This is a genomic window from Paenibacillus riograndensis SBR5 (genome assembly GCF_000981585.1).
In the GTDB taxonomy this organism is placed as follows: Bacteria; Bacillota; Bacilli; order Paenibacillales; family Paenibacillaceae; genus Paenibacillus_AQ; species Paenibacillus_AQ riograndensis.
The window spans coordinates 2887970-2902450 of record NZ_LN831776.1; the positions used below are offsets into that span (position 1 = coordinate 2887970).

Annotated in this window: 14 protein-coding genes and 2 tRNA genes; 9 read left to right on the plus strand and 7 right to left on the minus strand. The window is 49.0% G+C overall.

What is annotated here, in order from left to right; genetic code table 11:
- Positions 1-62: 62 nt before the first annotated feature.
- Genes PRIO_RS11655 through PRIO_RS11665 form a run of 3 tightly spaced genes read left to right on the plus strand, consistent with a single transcriptional unit; the run spans position 63 to position 1984 of the window.
- Positions 63-818, plus strand: coding sequence for a manganese efflux pump (locus PRIO_RS11655; protein ID WP_020427946.1), 756 nt, complete (start codon positions 63-65; stop codon positions 816-818).
- Between the two features lie 9 nt (positions 819-827).
- On the plus strand, positions 828-1424 hold the full coding sequence (gene coaE / locus PRIO_RS11660) for a dephospho-CoA kinase (protein ID WP_020427945.1): 597 nt from the start codon (positions 828-830) through the stop codon (positions 1422-1424).
- On the plus strand, positions 1421-1984 hold the full coding sequence (locus tag PRIO_RS11665) for a lytic transglycosylase domain-containing protein (RefSeq protein ID WP_020427944.1): 564 nt from the start codon (positions 1421-1423) through the stop codon (positions 1982-1984). Before coaE ends, PRIO_RS11665 begins: the two co-directional genes overlap by 4 nt.
- A 73-nt stretch (positions 1985-2057) precedes the next feature.
- Here PRIO_RS11665 and PRIO_RS11670 read toward each other — a convergent pair whose 3' ends face one another.
- Positions 2058-2276, minus strand: a complete 219-nt coding sequence (locus PRIO_RS11670; protein WP_020427943.1) for an alpha/beta-type small acid-soluble spore protein — start codon at positions 2274-2276, stop codon at positions 2058-2060.
- Between the two features lie 166 nt (positions 2277-2442).
- On the opposite strand from PRIO_RS11670, the gene nrdR reads away from it, so the two are divergent.
- The 3 genes from nrdR to PRIO_RS11685 all read left to right on the plus strand — a co-directional run bounded on the left by nrdR (position 2443) and on the right by PRIO_RS11685 (position 3630).
- Positions 2443-2919, plus strand: a complete 477-nt coding sequence (gene nrdR / locus PRIO_RS11675; protein WP_025703498.1) for a transcriptional regulator NrdR — start codon at positions 2443-2445, stop codon at positions 2917-2919.
- 549 nt (positions 2920-3468) lie between these two features.
- Positions 3469-3544 (plus strand) — tRNA-Ala (locus PRIO_RS11680).
- 13 nt (positions 3545-3557) lie between these two features.
- Positions 3558-3630, plus strand: a tRNA-Lys gene (locus tag PRIO_RS11685).
- Between the two features lie 522 nt (positions 3631-4152).
- Here PRIO_RS11685 and PRIO_RS11690 read toward each other — a convergent pair.
- The 6 genes from PRIO_RS11690 to PRIO_RS11715 form a co-directional block, all read right to left on the minus strand.
- Positions 4153-5457, minus strand: coding sequence for a TerD family protein (locus PRIO_RS11690; protein WP_020427982.1), 1305 nt, complete (start codon positions 5455-5457; stop codon positions 4153-4155).
- Between the two features lie 56 nt (positions 5458-5513).
- Positions 5514-6074: a hypothetical protein gene (locus tag PRIO_RS11695; protein ID WP_020427981.1), complete on the minus strand. Its 561-nt coding sequence runs from the start codon at positions 6072-6074 to the stop codon at positions 5514-5516.
- 186 nt (positions 6075-6260) lie between these two features.
- A complete protein-coding gene (locus PRIO_RS11700; RefSeq protein ID WP_020427980.1) occupies positions 6261-8663 on the minus strand; it encodes an ABC transporter permease in 2403 nt (800 codons plus the stop codon).
- Entirely contained in the window at positions 8663-9427 is a 765-nt protein-coding gene (locus PRIO_RS11705; protein ID WP_020427979.1) for an ABC transporter ATP-binding protein, read from the minus strand. Before PRIO_RS11705 ends, PRIO_RS11700 begins: the two co-directional genes overlap by 1 nt.
- Before the next feature lie 103 nt (positions 9428-9530).
- Entirely contained in the window at positions 9531-10985 is a 1455-nt protein-coding gene (locus tag PRIO_RS11710; protein WP_020427978.1) for a HAMP domain-containing sensor histidine kinase, read from the minus strand.
- A 23-nt stretch (positions 10986-11008) separates the two neighbouring features.
- Positions 11009-11707, minus strand: coding sequence for a response regulator transcription factor (locus tag PRIO_RS11715; protein ID WP_046502444.1), 699 nt, complete (start codon positions 11705-11707; stop codon positions 11009-11011).
- Positions 11708-11922: 215 nt separating this feature from the next.
- Here PRIO_RS11715 and PRIO_RS11720 point away from each other — a divergent pair, with 215 nt between their 5' ends.
- From PRIO_RS11720 to PRIO_RS11730, 3 genes are all read left to right on the plus strand, one after another.
- Positions 11923-13230: an APC family permease gene (locus PRIO_RS11720; RefSeq protein WP_020427976.1), complete on the plus strand. Its 1308-nt coding sequence runs from the start codon at positions 11923-11925 to the stop codon at positions 13228-13230.
- Positions 13231-13337: 107 nt separating this feature from the next.
- Positions 13338-13916 (plus strand): TetR/AcrR family transcriptional regulator, encoded by a 579-nt coding sequence (locus PRIO_RS11725; protein WP_039834252.1) that lies wholly within the window; start codon positions 13338-13340, stop codon positions 13914-13916.
- Between the two features lie 98 nt (positions 13917-14014).
- On the plus strand, positions 14015-14473 hold the full coding sequence (locus PRIO_RS11730; RefSeq protein WP_020427974.1) for an FMN-binding protein: 459 nt from the start codon (positions 14015-14017) through the stop codon (positions 14471-14473).
- The last annotated feature ends 8 nt before the right edge of the window (positions 14474-14481 follow it).

The following is a 14481-nucleotide window of genomic DNA, read 5'->3' on the forward strand; positions in this document are numbered from 1 at the left end:
AACGGAGCCCTGCCCTGGAGCCATCCAGGAGGGCTGCCGGTTCTTCACGGGAGGGATTGCGGGTGCTCAGCCCATTTTTTTCACTGCTGCTGCTGGCGTTTGCCCTGAGTTTGGACGGTTTTGGTGTTGGTATTACATATGGGCTGCGAAAAATGAAAATTCCGCTGCTCTCGATCCTGATTATCTCGCTGTGCTCGGGGATCGTTATTTATGTCTCTATGCAGGTCGGTGTGCTGCTGGCCAAGGTGGTTTCTCCGCATGCCGCTTCCAGTATTGGAGCGGTTATTCTCGTCTTGATGGGCTGCTGGTCCTTATTCCAGATGCTTACGCAGAAGGAGAAAGACCATGACGGTAAAAGCCCCGGAGATCAGCACGGGCGTGCTGACCACGATGCCCGGCTGGAGACTGCTGCCGCTTTTGCCGGAGGTGCTGCGGCGGCTGAAATTCCCCAGGCGGAAGAGGGGGAATCTCCAAAATCAGCGGTGTTCTCGCTGGAGCTGCGGCATTTGGGCGTAGTCATCCAGATTCTCCGTACCCCGTCTTCCGCCGATATGGACGCCTCCGGCAGCATCTCCTCGACGGAGGCGATGGTGCTCGGGATTGCACTGTCGCTGGATGCATTCGGCGCGGGACTTGGAGCAGCCCTGCTCGGGTTCGGTCCGGTGTCTACATCGCTGATGATTGCCCTTTTCAGCGGCACCTTTTTGCTGCTGGGAATGAAGACGGGATTGAAGCTGTCAGGAAGCTACTGGATGAAACATGCTGCTGCACTGCCTGCGTTATTATTAATTGCAATGGGAATAATGAAGCTATTATGAGGTGAGTACATGATTATGGGCTTAACCGGAGGCATTGCCTCCGGAAAAAGCACCGTATCCGCAATGTTTGTGGATAAGGGAGCGCGGCTGGTGGATGCGGATGTCATTGCCAGAGAAGTAATGCTCCCCGGTCACCCGGTGCTGGCCGCTGCTGTGCAGCAGTTCGGGGAAGACATCCTGCTGCCGGATGGCACACTGAACCGGGCCAGGCTTGGAGAGATCGTTTTTAATGATTCTGAAGCCCGGCAGAAGCTGAATGATCTGACCCATCCGGCGATTCGCCGGGAAATCAAGAACCGTATGTATGCCTTGGAGCAGGAAGACCCGCAGCGTTTGACCCTTGTAGATATTCCACTGCTGTATGAGTCCGAACTGGACAATCTGTTTGAGGAGATCACCGTAGTCTATGTTCCCCGTGAGCTGCAGCTGGCCCGCCTGATGGAACGAAACGGACTGACGCTCCAACAGGCTGAAGGCAGACTGCAGGCCCAGATGGATATTGAATTGAAGCGCAGCAGGGCCAACTATGTCATTGACAACAGCCGTGATCTGGCTTATGCGAAGCAGCAGGTTGATGTGCTGTGGGACAGGCTGGGTCTGTTATGAAATGGCTGCGTAAAAAACGGGTGCTGCTCCTGCTGTTTATAGGCTTTACAGCCATTTTATTTTTAAGTACGAACTGGATGTCCTGGTTTTATCCCATTTACTATAAAAATGAAATCCGCACACACAGCAACACCTATGAGATTGACCCGTTCCTTGTTGCGGCGATCATCCGGGTGGAGACGAACTTCAAAACCGGCCGTGAATCCAAAAAGGGAGCAATCGGCCTGATGCAGCTGATGCCGGATACCGCCAAATGGGCGCTTGAAAAGGCCAAGCTGCCGGATGTCTCCCTGGAGCGGCTAAAAGAAGAGCCTTCGGCCAATATTGAGCTGGGTACCTGGTATCTGTCTTCCCTGTCCCGGAAGTTCGAGGGCAACCGCATAGCAGTTATAGCTGCTTACAACGCGGGCCCGGGGAAGGTGCAGCGCTGGCTGGATGAAGGTGACTGGGACGGCACTGAGGCTGCGGTGAAGAATATCCCGATTGGCGAGACTCGTCACTATGTGCAGCGTGTGATTTATTATTACGACCAGTATACGGAAATCTATAATGAGTTTTAACCTGTATGTAAAAAGAAGCATCAAACGGTCCGAAGTCCGTTCAATACTTCTTAGGCAAGCTTATGGGGACAGGTTATCTGAACTGACCTGCCAGTGATTGTTCAGCCAGAGTTACAAGACGTTTGGTGATGAAACCACCGATCGAACCGTTTTCGTAAGAAGTTTTATTGCCTTGGTATCCGTCTGGGGAGAGGGTAATACCGAGTTCTTGGGCAACTTCATATTTCAGTTGTTCCAAGGCTCCGCGTGCGTTTGGAGCTACAAGGTTATTGGAGCTGTTGTTTTGGCTCATTGCTGTTCACCTCCTATCGGTTGGTAACAGTATTATGTGCTGGACTTGCCATCTTCATAACAACAAAAAAACGGTGATTTATGGAAAATAGAATGAACCTCTTCAGGCGCCGGATACCTGCCGGGCCGGGATGGTACCTATATTGCAAAAGGAAGTGATTAAGCTTATGAAATGCCCTTACTGTGATCACACCAATACCAAAGTGCTTGACTCGCGTCCGGCCAACGAGAATAAGTCAATCCGCCGCAGGCGGGAATGCGAATCCTGCAGCCGGCGGTTTACAACCTTTGAGATGATCGAAGAAACGCCGCTGATCGTGATCAAAAAAGGCGGCAGCCGCGAGGAATTCAGCCGCGATAAAATTCTGCGCGGCCTCATCCGCGCCTGCGAAAAACGTCCCGTCTCCGTCGAACGCCTGGAGGTCATCGTCTCCGAGGTCGAGAAATCTTTGCGCGGCATCGCCTTAGCCGAAGTGGAGAGCCGCCAGATCGGCGAGTTGGTTATGGAACAGCTGTACCCTGTGGATGAAGTCGCTTACGTCCGCTTCGCCTCCGTCTACCGCCAGTTCAAGGACATTAACATGTTCATGAAGGAACTGAAGGGCCTGCTGTCCAAGGGTACAGGGGAGCTGGAGGGATTATAGTAGGGGTGTGACACCTACAAATAAGTGGGGATTCCTGCAAGCGGTCTACGGGTTACTACGGGGGATCATCCAGCGGACATGCCTCTCGAAGGAAAAAACAGGCTGCTAATGCTTCCTTATAAAAGAATAAGCCGCCGTTATGATGCGCGGCTTATTCCTAGTGTCAAAGCCTCGTATGCGAAGAGGTAAGTAATGCAAAGCTAGGTGGAAATAGTATAACTAATTCGTCCAATTTGTTGCGTTTGCGGAGTTTAGTGGGAGTTTGTACACCTAATTCACGCATATTCATCCGAAATGGCCGCTTTTATCCGAATTAGTGGTACTTTTTCCCACATAGGCTAATCCATAAACCGAATGGGCTCGATTAGTTGTACTTTTTCCACTTCAGTCATGGACCTCAAAAACTTTTTTAATAAAAGTGTTGACACAGATCCCGATATTTTATATTATATAGAAGTCGCCTACGAAACAAATGAACAACTAAGCGGTATGAATGTTCCACCTTAAGTCAGTTTTTAGAATACATATTGTAGTTCTAAAACGGGTCATGGGGCCATAGCTCAGCTGGGAGAGCGCATCGCTGGCAGCGATGAGGTCAGGGGTTCGATCCCCCTTGGCTCCACCAATAACCATCATATGGACTCTTAGCTCAGTTGGTAGAGCAGTTGACTCTTAATCAATTGGTCCAGGGTTCGAGTCCCTGAGAGTCCATCACAGAAAAAACGGCAGAGATGCCGTTTTTTTGCTGTTTCAGGGTCAGGGAGGGGGGAGGCAGAGAATGGAGTGGTGAAGCGGGAGACTTCTGCTCTGCAACCGTCAACTCCAATCGTCAACGGCACTGCTATCGCACAATGCAAAAGCTCGTCAATGGCAACTAAACCGCCAAATGTAACGCCGAACCCTGAACCCCGAACCCCGAACCCCGAACCCCGAACCCCGAACCCCGAACCCCGAACCCCGAACCCCAAACTTTTGGACAAGCCGACGATTCCCAACTTTCTATTTTCCAGAGGCCAGACTGTTACGGACCCCATAGCCCTTATTTTCTCTAGTTGGCACATTTGGCCGGGCTAACGGACCGTATCGCGCTTATTCTCCTCCAGCAGGCATGTTTCACAGATAATATCAGCAAATAACTGCATCTGAGTCCGTAAGATAGACGGAACAGTGTTTTTGCAGGAAATAAAGGCTCCCCGGTCCGTAAGGATTCACTAGAACTAGACGGAGCGATCGCTATTTACTCCCCGCTTCCCATCTCAGATTCCAATGATAATACTGATCCAATTCCTGGTGCCCGCTAAAATATTCTACGAGTCTCTCCACGCTAAAGGTCTCATCATTCTGATTGCGGATCATCGCGATGGCACACATCCCCTTATTGTTGTTATGCTCATCCAGCCTGACCTCGATTTCCGGTCCGCCCTGCTGCTTGATGGTTACAATCGCGTCAGCCTCCGACCAGTTCGTGATTCCCTCATAAATGAAAGCAAAGATAACAATTCTGCTGATTTCAGAAAGATACTGGCCATTGATCCGCAAATTCTCGCCCGTGGCTATGGACCCGGTGCGGTCATCCCCGTCCAGGGAGATGTAGGGCGGCCTGTTCAAGCTTCCGAAGGATTCACCGAGTGCCTGGACAGAGCCCTTAATGCCATTTTTTAATTCAAACAGACAACCAAGGTCGAGATCGACACCTTTACTTCCGAACCAGCCCGATGATTTTTTCTGATACCAATTAAGATTGATCAGTATCTCGCCCAGGGATTCCGCCCCTTTCTGGAGACTGATCCTCTCCCCGCGGTTTTTAAGCAAGATGGTATTGAGATTTAAAGAAGGGGCTGGAGTTGATGCTGGTGAAGAGGGGGGCAAATTGTCCGCCTTAGGCCGTGACCGCAGCTCTGGGAGAGGAAAGGGAGACTGCTGCGATTGAATTACTGGGCTGGTGGGTTGGATTGACGGCAGTATGTTATTAACCTGTATCCCATAACTTTCGCATAGGGCGGCTAAGCCTCCTGCATATCCGGAACCCACAGCGCTGAATTTCCATTCATTATCGTATCTATAGATTTCTCCAACGACAATGGCTGTCTCTATTGAAAAATTTTTACCCAGCCTATAGCGGAGAAGTTCCTTTCCATCAGCGGCGTTGACGATCCTTACATACACATCATCCAATAGCGAGAAGTTTTGCAGCCGTTTCTCACCTTCATAAATCGTTAGTGTAAATGCGATCCGTTCGTAGTCTGCAGGTATTTGACCGAGCTCGACAGCGATTTGGGTGTTGTCGGTTGACTCTGTGTAGGCTCTTTGATCGGACTGCAATATAGCTACGGATTGGTTCGGAGTAGAAGGATTGCCATAAAAAATAAGGTCCTCATCCTTAGAGACCGTCTGGGACGGCGTAAGCAAAAACACAGAAAAATCAACCTCAACCTCAGGTCTCGTATTGTGCCAGCCCATTCCTACTATAATACGGGTAAGGAGAGGGTCGTCTTTCGTTAAGTTGCATTTTTGTCCCTTTATTAGATCCAATGTCATTAGAACCAGCCTTTCAAAAGATTAGTAGAGCCTGGATGAATACCTGGAAGAAGTTATCATCTGCCGCGTCTTCCGGCGTCGAGATTCGGACCGTTCAGGCTGGACAGCATATCCAAGGAATTTTCGTATATACGGACAATATCCTGTACCTTCTGGAACTCAGGGTCGGAGGGACCCAGATTGTCCATGAACATACGCTGGAGGATTTCCCTATAAAAAGAGATGCGGCTTCCGACAAGACTACATTCGTAATCAATGACCTCTTCAACCGAGTGCTGCTGAACAAATTCCATCAGGTCATCAGCCGGGTTATCGCGATACTCCCGCTCATTGCGTGCGGCAATCGGAGTGTTAACATTTTCGAGGTTGACGGTGGAACGTATATCGGAAAAGAGAATACCCTCTTTCGCCAGCATGACCTGAAAAGGCTTATGCTTGAACAACTCTTGTGCAACAAGAGCGCACATCGCCTGATTCCTCAGCAGGATTCCATCAAAGGGGTGAAGCACCCACCCACTGTCATCCCGGTACAGGCTGAACGTGAAGTACTCGCCTCCATACTCATATTTCAGATTAATCGTAGTCTCTGAAGTAAGCTCATATTGAAATGCATCCATTCAAATTTGCGCCTCCTGCTTCTTCTTGTGATTCTATTAGCATAGCAGAATATGGGGAATCTTGGGAGAGAGGATTTTCCGAAGAACTGTAAGAACTGTCCACATGTGAAAAGCACCCTTCCGGGTGCTTTTAATGTTCATATCAGATTTGAATGTACTGACAATGCAGATTGCCTGAGTCACTCTCTATTCCGTCACGAGAATTCGCGGAGAGTTGCTGCGGATGATTCTGGATGCCATCCAGCAGCCGCTTCCGGCCACAGAGACACTGAGCAGAGCGAGCAAGGAAATACCTGTCCAATGCATGAGGAGCGGCAGCTTGATGATCCCGTAGGAGGATAGCAGGTCTCTCAAAATGCCAGGCAGAAGATAGACCCCGCAGAAAATCCCCAGAATTGCGCCAAAGGCGGACAGCAGCACAATTCCCCAGGTCAAAGCGCCGCGGATCGTACCCGAGGTCAAACCGATGGATTTATAAATACCGTAGGTTTTGATCTCCTTCCGGATATGAATACGGCTGGTGCTGTAGATAATAAGGCAAGTAATCAACAGAAACATGAGACCCAAAATACTCATCGGAATGATAAGCACTGCTGCTGCCTCCTTGAACACAGAATCCAGCAGTGTCTGCTGCTTGACTGCCTGTATACTGGTGCCGTATTTATCGTTAAGCTCCCGGACAATCTCATCGGAATCGGTGATGTTGTTCAAATTGAGATAACCCGCGTCCCGGTTCAGCTTGTGAACCACCTCGGACGTTACTCTGGCCTGATAAGACATATTGGAGATCGATTGATAGATGCCGGTCACTGTAAAAGAATGCTTTTCTCCTTCGATATAAAGTTCGACAATATCCCCGACTTCTTTGCCGAGCTCCCGGGATACGTTAATGCCAATGGATATCTCATTGCGGTTGTGCGGGTTGCGGCCGGTGATAGAAGCGAGGCCTATTTCATCCATACTTCCTTCCACAACAGTAAGCGGGATGTTGACCGACTGCGCACGGCTGTCTGCGGGGTCCGAACGCCGTGTTTGGTCAGCGGGAGCAACCCCAATGGTATACCCGATCCAATTCAGATTGCGGACTCTGGCGTCGGACCCCATATCATTTTCCACTTGTTCCCGGTCGAATTCAGAAGTATTCGTGATCATGATCACAACATCTGAAGAATCATAGCCCCATAACGGCGATGTTTCCTGCATTTGATAGATGCTGTTCAACAGGACTAGACCAAATACAAGAACCGCCGAAGTTACCGTAGTCAGAACGAGCATGAGGATGGAACCTTTTAGATTTTTGGTCACATTTCTTATTCCGATGACCCAAGGAACCGGCCAGCGCTCAAATTCTTTTCCCCGTTTGCGTTCTTCATGCCAGCGTTTAGTGGTGCGGCTATACGCAGCTTCTGACATTCCGTAGCGGATGGCCTGCATGGGCTGGATCGAACGGGCTTTATTGGCATAAATCCACACTACCAGAAGAATTAACAGCAGTATCCCGATCCCTACGATGAATTCTGTTCCGGCGCCTTGGATGTGGGTAGAGGAATGATCTGTTTTCAAAAAGGAAAGTGACTGTTCAATGATGACTCCGGATAAAAAGCGGCTCAGAATTAACCCCGGTATCAGGGAAATCAGCGATAGAAAACTATATTGGGCTATATATGTAGATATAATTTCTCTTGAGGACAGTCCCAGGGATTTATAGATCCCAATGGTTTTGTAGTTGGACAGGATGGCATCTGAAATCGTAAAACCAATGGTATACAAGGCGACCAGCATCATCACAACGCCAAGGAAGCTCATGACAAATCCAATGATTTTATTCATGATAAAATAGAAGGCGGAAATTTCCTCAAAGGTTGTTCTCTCTTCCATAAAAGGGGTGCCCAAAAAGCTTTCAAAACGCTCCCAGTAACCGGCACGCTGGCTGTAATCATCGAAACGGATGCCCATAAGATACGAATCAGTGTCTTGTACGGAGTTCAGATCATGCTGATAATCCGTATTGTTCATCCAGATGCGTGCCGTTGTGGAAAAGGGTCCTCCCAGCGCCAGATCGATGACTACAGCGGAAACCTTCAGCCGTAAAGGCTGTTTACCTGCTTTGAATTGCAGCTCATCCCCGACAGAAACGTCATATTTGTAGGCGAGCGAGGTGGGTATCCAAATGGTCCCCGGCTCCGGGTGTCCCGTTTCCTGACCTTGTGCAAATACCAGCTCATCGGTGCCAAAAGGCCGGTCCGGTGTATTCATCATATACAAATACAGGTTAGGGATATCTTCACCCTCGTGAATGACTCCCGCCAAAGGCTTGTAAGGCAGGAGGACGGATGCCGTTACCCCCTTCTGGGCGGACCACCATTTCTCTACCATCTGCGGATCATGCAGCCCTGTGGTCAGAATTAAAAGCTCATGGGAGCCTTTGGTTTCCCGATGCAGGTCTTCATACAGATTTTCCGAGTTAGAAATAACGGTTATCGCGGTATTGATCAGCAGGGTGGATAATAGAAGAAGCAGAGCAATCAGACTGTTCTGAACCTTGCGCCTTCTCAAATTCCCCAGGCAAATGGACCAGATCGCAGCCATCACGCACTACCCCTTTCCGAAATATAGGAGAAGATGAGCGCTTCCCTGTCCTGCAGCTGATCCGGGGAAAATGAATCGAATTCAAGCATGCCGCCTACTTTGCCATCCCGGATAAAAATCAGGCGGTTCGCCCGGCAGGCCGCTTTGATATCATGAGTTACCATGACGATGGATTGGCCCCCGGTATTCATGTCTGTCAGCAGATCGAGGACAGCCACGCCTTGATCATAATTCAAGCTTCCCGTCGGTTCATCGGCGAAAATGACTTCCGGTGTATTGATAATTGCCCGGGCAATCGCGGCTCTTTGCTGCTGTCCGCCGGATACCTCGGCCGGCAGGCGGAAGCGCTGGGAATCAATGCTCATGGCCTGCATCAGTGACAGGACCCTCTGCTTCACCTCGCGCTTGGGAGTGCCGGCCACATAGCCGGGCAAGGCAATATTCTCGAAAAGCGTCAGGTCAGGCACCAGATTGCTGTTCTGATAGATGTAGCCGATTTTTTGGGCTCTGAAGCCGGCCAGCTCCTTTTCGGTGAAGCGGTCCAAGCGCTGTTGAGCGAAATAGACCTCGCCTGCCGTTACTGAATCAAGGCCGCTGAGCAGATAGAGCAGCGTAGATTTTCCCGACCCGGAATCTCCCATAATGACCGTAAAGTCCCCTTGAAAGATATTCAAATCGATGTTGCGGATGGCGTGGAACTGCTCACTGCCTGTGGAATAGGTTTTACAGAGGTTTTTGGTTTGGATGATGGCGGTTTTCGTCATGAATAAGTTCCCTCCAGTAGTGCACTTTTTTTCAATTATAGAAGGGGGATCTTGCAATAAGCTTATCAGGATATTAATAAAGTATTACAGGCTGATTCCGGATTCAGCATAACGGCAGTGTAAGGTAAAACTCCGTTCCCTGGTGTTTGATGCTCTTAAAGGAAATGCTTCCGTGATGGGCTTCGATAATATGCTTGCAAATGGAAAGACCCAAGCCGGAGCCTTCTTTGAACCGCTTCTCATATTGTGAAGGAGCATGTCCCTGGAAATAACGTTCAAAAATAAAGGGCATATCCTGCTGCAGAATCCCTTCACCCGTATCGGCGACGGTCAATTTGAGCTGATCCTGCTGCCGGTCAATGGCAATTCGGATGGAGTCGCCCGCAGCCGTGTGCTTCAAGGCATTGGCGATGAGATTGGACAGGAGCTGCTCCATTCGGACAGGATCTATACGGATCAGTACATTCGGAATCTCTGTGGGCCCGGTAAATTCCACGCCTGTCCTGCGGATATAAGGTCCCATGGGCTTAAGAATGCTTTCAAAAATCTCTCTGCTGTAGCACTCGACCGGGTTCACAGAGATTTGGCCCAAATCCCTTAAAGCATGTACAAGGAGATCCTCAACCAATCCTGCCATTTTGTTGGTTTGCGTTTGGATGATATCCATATATTCCATGACAGCGGGCAGATCAGGGCAGACCCCGGCCTGTATCGCTTCAATATAAGCTTTGACGGCTGTCAAAGGGGTTTTCAGATCATGTGAAATATTGGAGATCAGTTCCTTTTGAGCTTTATCCTGAGCTTCTCTTTGCAAACTGAGCTCCATCATTTCACTTCTCATTTGATCGAACACGGCATACACCTCGCCGATTTCATTCTGTGTTCCATACTCCGCCTTCTTTTCATAGTCCCCCTTGAGAATGGCCTCTGAATGATCCTTTAAGCCGGCAATGGGCAACAGCAAATCGTGATACAATTTTTTTCGGAGCTGAAGGAGGAGAAGAAGGAGAAAGAGGAGCGAGGCCGTCATCAGCACCGCAGCCGTAACCGGAAAGGAAGCGGCTTGGCCGTAAGCAAGGGCGGATTCAGGAAGGGTGAAAACCGCATTTCCTGCCTGTATACCTGACTTGGAATCGATGACCGGAAAGGCGAGTCTAAAGGAACCCAGCTCCGTTCTGGCAGAGGATAAATCGTAATGAAGCTCATTTTTGAGCGCCAGCTTATCCTGGCCGGACAGGAGCGGGGTAGAGGAATCGAATAGAACCGTTCCATCCAGTCCGGCGTATAGCAGGTTCAGTTTTTTTTGCTGACTCCACATAAGCAGTTCTTCCCGGATATTAGGCTGCCCGCCTGCCCTCTCCAGCTCTTCATGATGCTCCTCCAACAAAAACATGATATCGCTTACCTCAACACGTGCCTGATTTACTACATAAGGAGGAAAGGCACTCTGCTTCTGATGCAAAAGCTTATAGGTGAGGAAAGTTCCACACACGGCAAACAGGATGATACAAGCGATTGCTGAGGCGAACCACGCCTTGAACCAGCTGCTCCAATACATAGTTAAGTTTCTCCGTTCTATGTTTAATCCAGATTAAATTTATAGCCGACGCCCCAAACGGTTTTGATGTAGGACGGGCTGGAAGGGTCAGCTTCGAGCTTTTCCCGCAGCCGGCGGATATACACGGTGATTGTGCTCTCATCCCCATGTGAGGTATAGCCCCAGATTTGATCCAGCAGCTGGCTCTTGGAGAATACCTGGTTTTTATGCTCCGCCAGAAAATACAGCAGTTCAAATTCCTTGGCAGACAAGGCAAGCTCCTGTCCGTTCAGCGTAGTCTTATAGGCCTTTTTATCAATGGTTAGAGCCCCTAGGGAGATCAAATCACCATGGCCCGGGATGTTCCCCATCCCTTCCATTCTGCGGAGATGAGCCTGGATTCTGGCGACTAATTCACTAAGGGAGAAGGGCTTGGTCATATAATCATCGGCACCGAATCCCAGCCCCAGCACTTTATCAGTATCACTGCCGCGTGCGCTTAATATGAGGATCGGAATACGGGTTTTGTCCCGGATTTGCCTGCACAGCTCAATGCCATTGGCATCGGGCAGCATAATATCCAGGATAATGAAGTCGGGGAATAGCGTTTCTACAAGCCGAAGCCCATCTATGCCGTTGTCGGCAATATGTACGTCATAGCCCTGCAGTCTGATATAATCCTTGAGGATACGGGAAATATCCTGCTCATCTTCAATGATAAGTATCCTTTTAGGCTGATTCATATTTTGTTCTCCTATTGGTTTTGTTTTTATTTAATTCTACCATAATAGGAATATATTCTGTTTATGGATTATCTTAACGCACCAAGCCATCGGAGAAGACTGGACTAGAGGGATATGGAAATGAAATTGTTCGCTTTCAGATCCACGGTTTCATGGTAATATCATCAGTTGGGAATACGCAATAATGTCGTGATGAAAGGACTATAAATTTTACAATGAACACTACGAACTCGTTAAAAAAATCGGTAACTTTCTTTGAAGCTTTGGCCATTGTTGTAGGAATGATCATCGGTTCCGGGATTTTTCTGAAGCCCGGTATTGTACTGAATAATGCCGGTACACCTTGGGTGAGTATCTTGGCCTGGGGAATTGGAGGAATCATTACCCTGGCTTCGGCCTTGAGCGTAGCGGAAATCGCAGCCGCAATTCCTAAGTCGGGAGGCCTGTACACTTATCTAGGTGAACTGTACGGCGGGGTATTCGGCTATCTGCTGGGCTGGGTACAGGCTGTAATCTCCTATCCGGCTTCTGTAGCGGCGCTTGCAATTGCTTTTGCCACCTATTCCGGCTACTTTTTGCCGCTGAACGGCTGGCAGCAGAAGCTGCTGGCGGTTTCTATTCTGGCTTTTATCCTGATTATGAACGTCATAGCCACCAAATTCGGCGGAATCATCCAGACCGTTGCGACGGTTGGCAAGCTGATTCCGGTAGCGGGTATTGTAGGCGTAGGCCTGTTCTCGAATCTGGCACCCGGCTTTGGAGGGATGGAGACTTCGGCGGCGGGTGCGGGCTTTGGGGTGGCGGTCCTCGGCACGCTTTGGGCATATGACGGCTGGATCAGCGTGACCAATATGGCAGGAGAGATCAAAGACCCGGCGAAGACGCTGCCGAAAGTCATTTCAATCGGGGTAATCTTTGTGATCGCTGTTTATGTGTTATTTAATGTTGCAGTTTTCAAGGCGCTGCCTTATGATCAGATCATTTCTTCACCGACTCCGGGAGCTGATGCGGCAGAGGCATTGTTTGGCAGCGGCGGCGGGGCTTTTATTACGGCAGGGATTATCGTGTCCGTGCTCGGTGCGCTGAATGGCTATTTGATGACCGCTGCACGGGTGCCTCAGGCGATGGGGGAGAACAACCAGATTCCTTTTTCCCGGGTGCTCCGCAGCATCCATCCCAAGTTCCAGACTCCGGCCAATGCGCTTATCTTTCAAAGTGTGCTGGCGGTCATCTATATTTTTTCCGGCACCTTTAATACACTGACCGATCTGCTGGTGTTTGTACTGTGGATTTTCTTCACCATGGGGGTGTTCGGGGTATTCATTTTACGTAAAAGAATGCCGCTGGAAAAAGGACGCTACCGTGTGCCGCTCTACCCGGTTACCCCAATCATCGGAGTGGCAGGCGGAATCTATATTCTAGCCAGCACGATTATCAGTGATCCGCTGCGCTCTCTGGTCGGTATCGGCATTACGCTGGCCGGACTCCCGGTCTACTATGTGCTGTCCCGCCAAAAACGGTAGCAAGGCAGAGCCGCTTTTAAGGGCGGCGGTTGATACATTGACAAATCTTCATCCAGATCATATGATGTGAATGAAAAAATAATTATTCATTCATGGAGCTGCTTAATGTGGAAGATAAAAAAACACTGATTTATGATTGCGCAAAAGAACTGTTTAGCGATAAAGGTTTTAAAGATACGAATGTTTCGGACATCACCAAAAAGGCTGGAATGGCAGTAGGGACTTTTTACAACTACTATTCCTCTAAGGAAAAGCTCTTTATGGAAATTTTTCTCGCAGAAAATGCCAAACTGAAACAAAAATGTATGCAGGCTCTTGATCTGAGCCAAAGCCCGCTGACAGTAGTACGGCAAATGATGATGCTTAATATGGAAGGCATGACTGCAAACCCCATACTTAAAGAATGGTATAACAAAAGCGTGTTTGGGAAAATTGAGCAGCTGTTCCGGGAGGAAAACGGCACTCAGTCAGTTGACTTTCTCTATGACAGCTTTCTTGAGATTGTGAAGCAGTGGCAGGCTGAAGGTAAGATGCGAAGTGATATCGACAGCAAAATGATCATGATGGTGTTCACCGCGATTATCAACGTAGAGACTCACAAGGAAGAAATTGGACCGGAGTATTTTCCGCAGCTTCTGGACCATATGACGGAACTGATCATGAAGGGTTTGACGGACTGCTCCTAACAGATCAAAGGGGGCAGTTCATTTATCAAATAAAATGAATGAATTACATTATATTCATTCATAGGATCAATCCAACACAGCCAGGAAGGAGGGAGTGGATGGGCATTTCTGCAGGAAGAAAAAGAAAAACCAAATGGTGGGCTGTTATTTTTATAATCTTAGGCGTAATTGCACTCTTAATAGGGGGAGGAATTCTCTTTAGCGCGCCGGGGCGGCGTGAAGTTGGGCGGCTTACCTTCGGAGATGTAGATTTCAAAAAGCTGCGCAACGGCATCTATGTGGGGCAATTCACCGGCACAAAGGATCATTTCAGAGATACCAAGGTTCAGGTAACTATCCGCGGGGGACAGATCTCAGATATTCAAATACTCAAAGGGGCTTTAGATAAACAAGGAAAACCGTTGGAACTGAAGAAGGGGCAAAGCATAGCTGATTTGTTTGACCATGTGATACAGTCGCAATCGCTTCAGGTTGATGTTATCAGCGGCGCGACGCTTACCTCCAAAGCACATCTTAAGGCACTGGAAAATGCGCTAAAGCAAGCGCAGACGGAATAATTCATAAG

What these genes read in the sequence shown, in the direction of transcription:
- PRIO_RS11715 (WP_046502444.1), bottom strand. Translation starts at nt 11,707, where the DNA reads ATGAATCAGCCTAAAAGGATACTTATCATTGAAGATGAGCAGGATATT.
- PRIO_RS11670 (WP_020427943.1), bottom strand. Translation starts at nt 2,276, where the DNA reads ATGAGCCAAAACAACAGCTCCAATAACCTTGTAGCTCCAAACGCACGC.
- coaE (WP_020427945.1), top strand. Translation starts at nt 828, where the DNA reads ATGATTATGGGCTTAACCGGAGGCATTGCCTCCGGAAAAAGCACCGTA.
- PRIO_RS11665 (WP_020427944.1), top strand. Translation starts at nt 1,421, where the DNA reads ATGAAATGGCTGCGTAAAAAACGGGTGCTGCTCCTGCTGTTTATAGGC.
- PRIO_RS11700 (WP_020427980.1), bottom strand. Translation starts at nt 8,663, where the DNA reads ATGGCTGCGATCTGGTCCATTTGCCTGGGGAATTTGAGAAGGCGCAAG.
- PRIO_RS11730 (WP_020427974.1), top strand. Translation starts at nt 14,015, where the DNA reads ATGGGCATTTCTGCAGGAAGAAAAAGAAAAACCAAATGGTGGGCTGTT.
- PRIO_RS11705 (WP_020427979.1), bottom strand. Translation starts at nt 9,427, where the DNA reads ATGACGAAAACCGCCATCATCCAAACCAAAAACCTCTGTAAAACCTAT.
- nrdR (WP_025703498.1), top strand. Translation starts at nt 2,443, where the DNA reads ATGAAATGCCCTTACTGTGATCACACCAATACCAAAGTGCTTGACTCG.
- PRIO_RS11720 (WP_020427976.1), top strand. Translation starts at nt 11,923, where the DNA reads ATGAACACTACGAACTCGTTAAAAAAATCGGTAACTTTCTTTGAAGCT.
- PRIO_RS11710 (WP_020427978.1), bottom strand. Translation starts at nt 10,985, where the DNA reads ATGTATTGGAGCAGCTGGTTCAAGGCGTGGTTCGCCTCAGCAATCGCT.
- PRIO_RS11695 (WP_020427981.1), bottom strand. Translation starts at nt 6,074, where the DNA reads ATGGATGCATTTCAATATGAGCTTACTTCAGAGACTACGATTAATCTG.
- PRIO_RS11690 (WP_020427982.1), bottom strand. Translation starts at nt 5,457, where the DNA reads ATGACATTGGATCTAATAAAGGGACAAAAATGCAACTTAACGAAAGAC.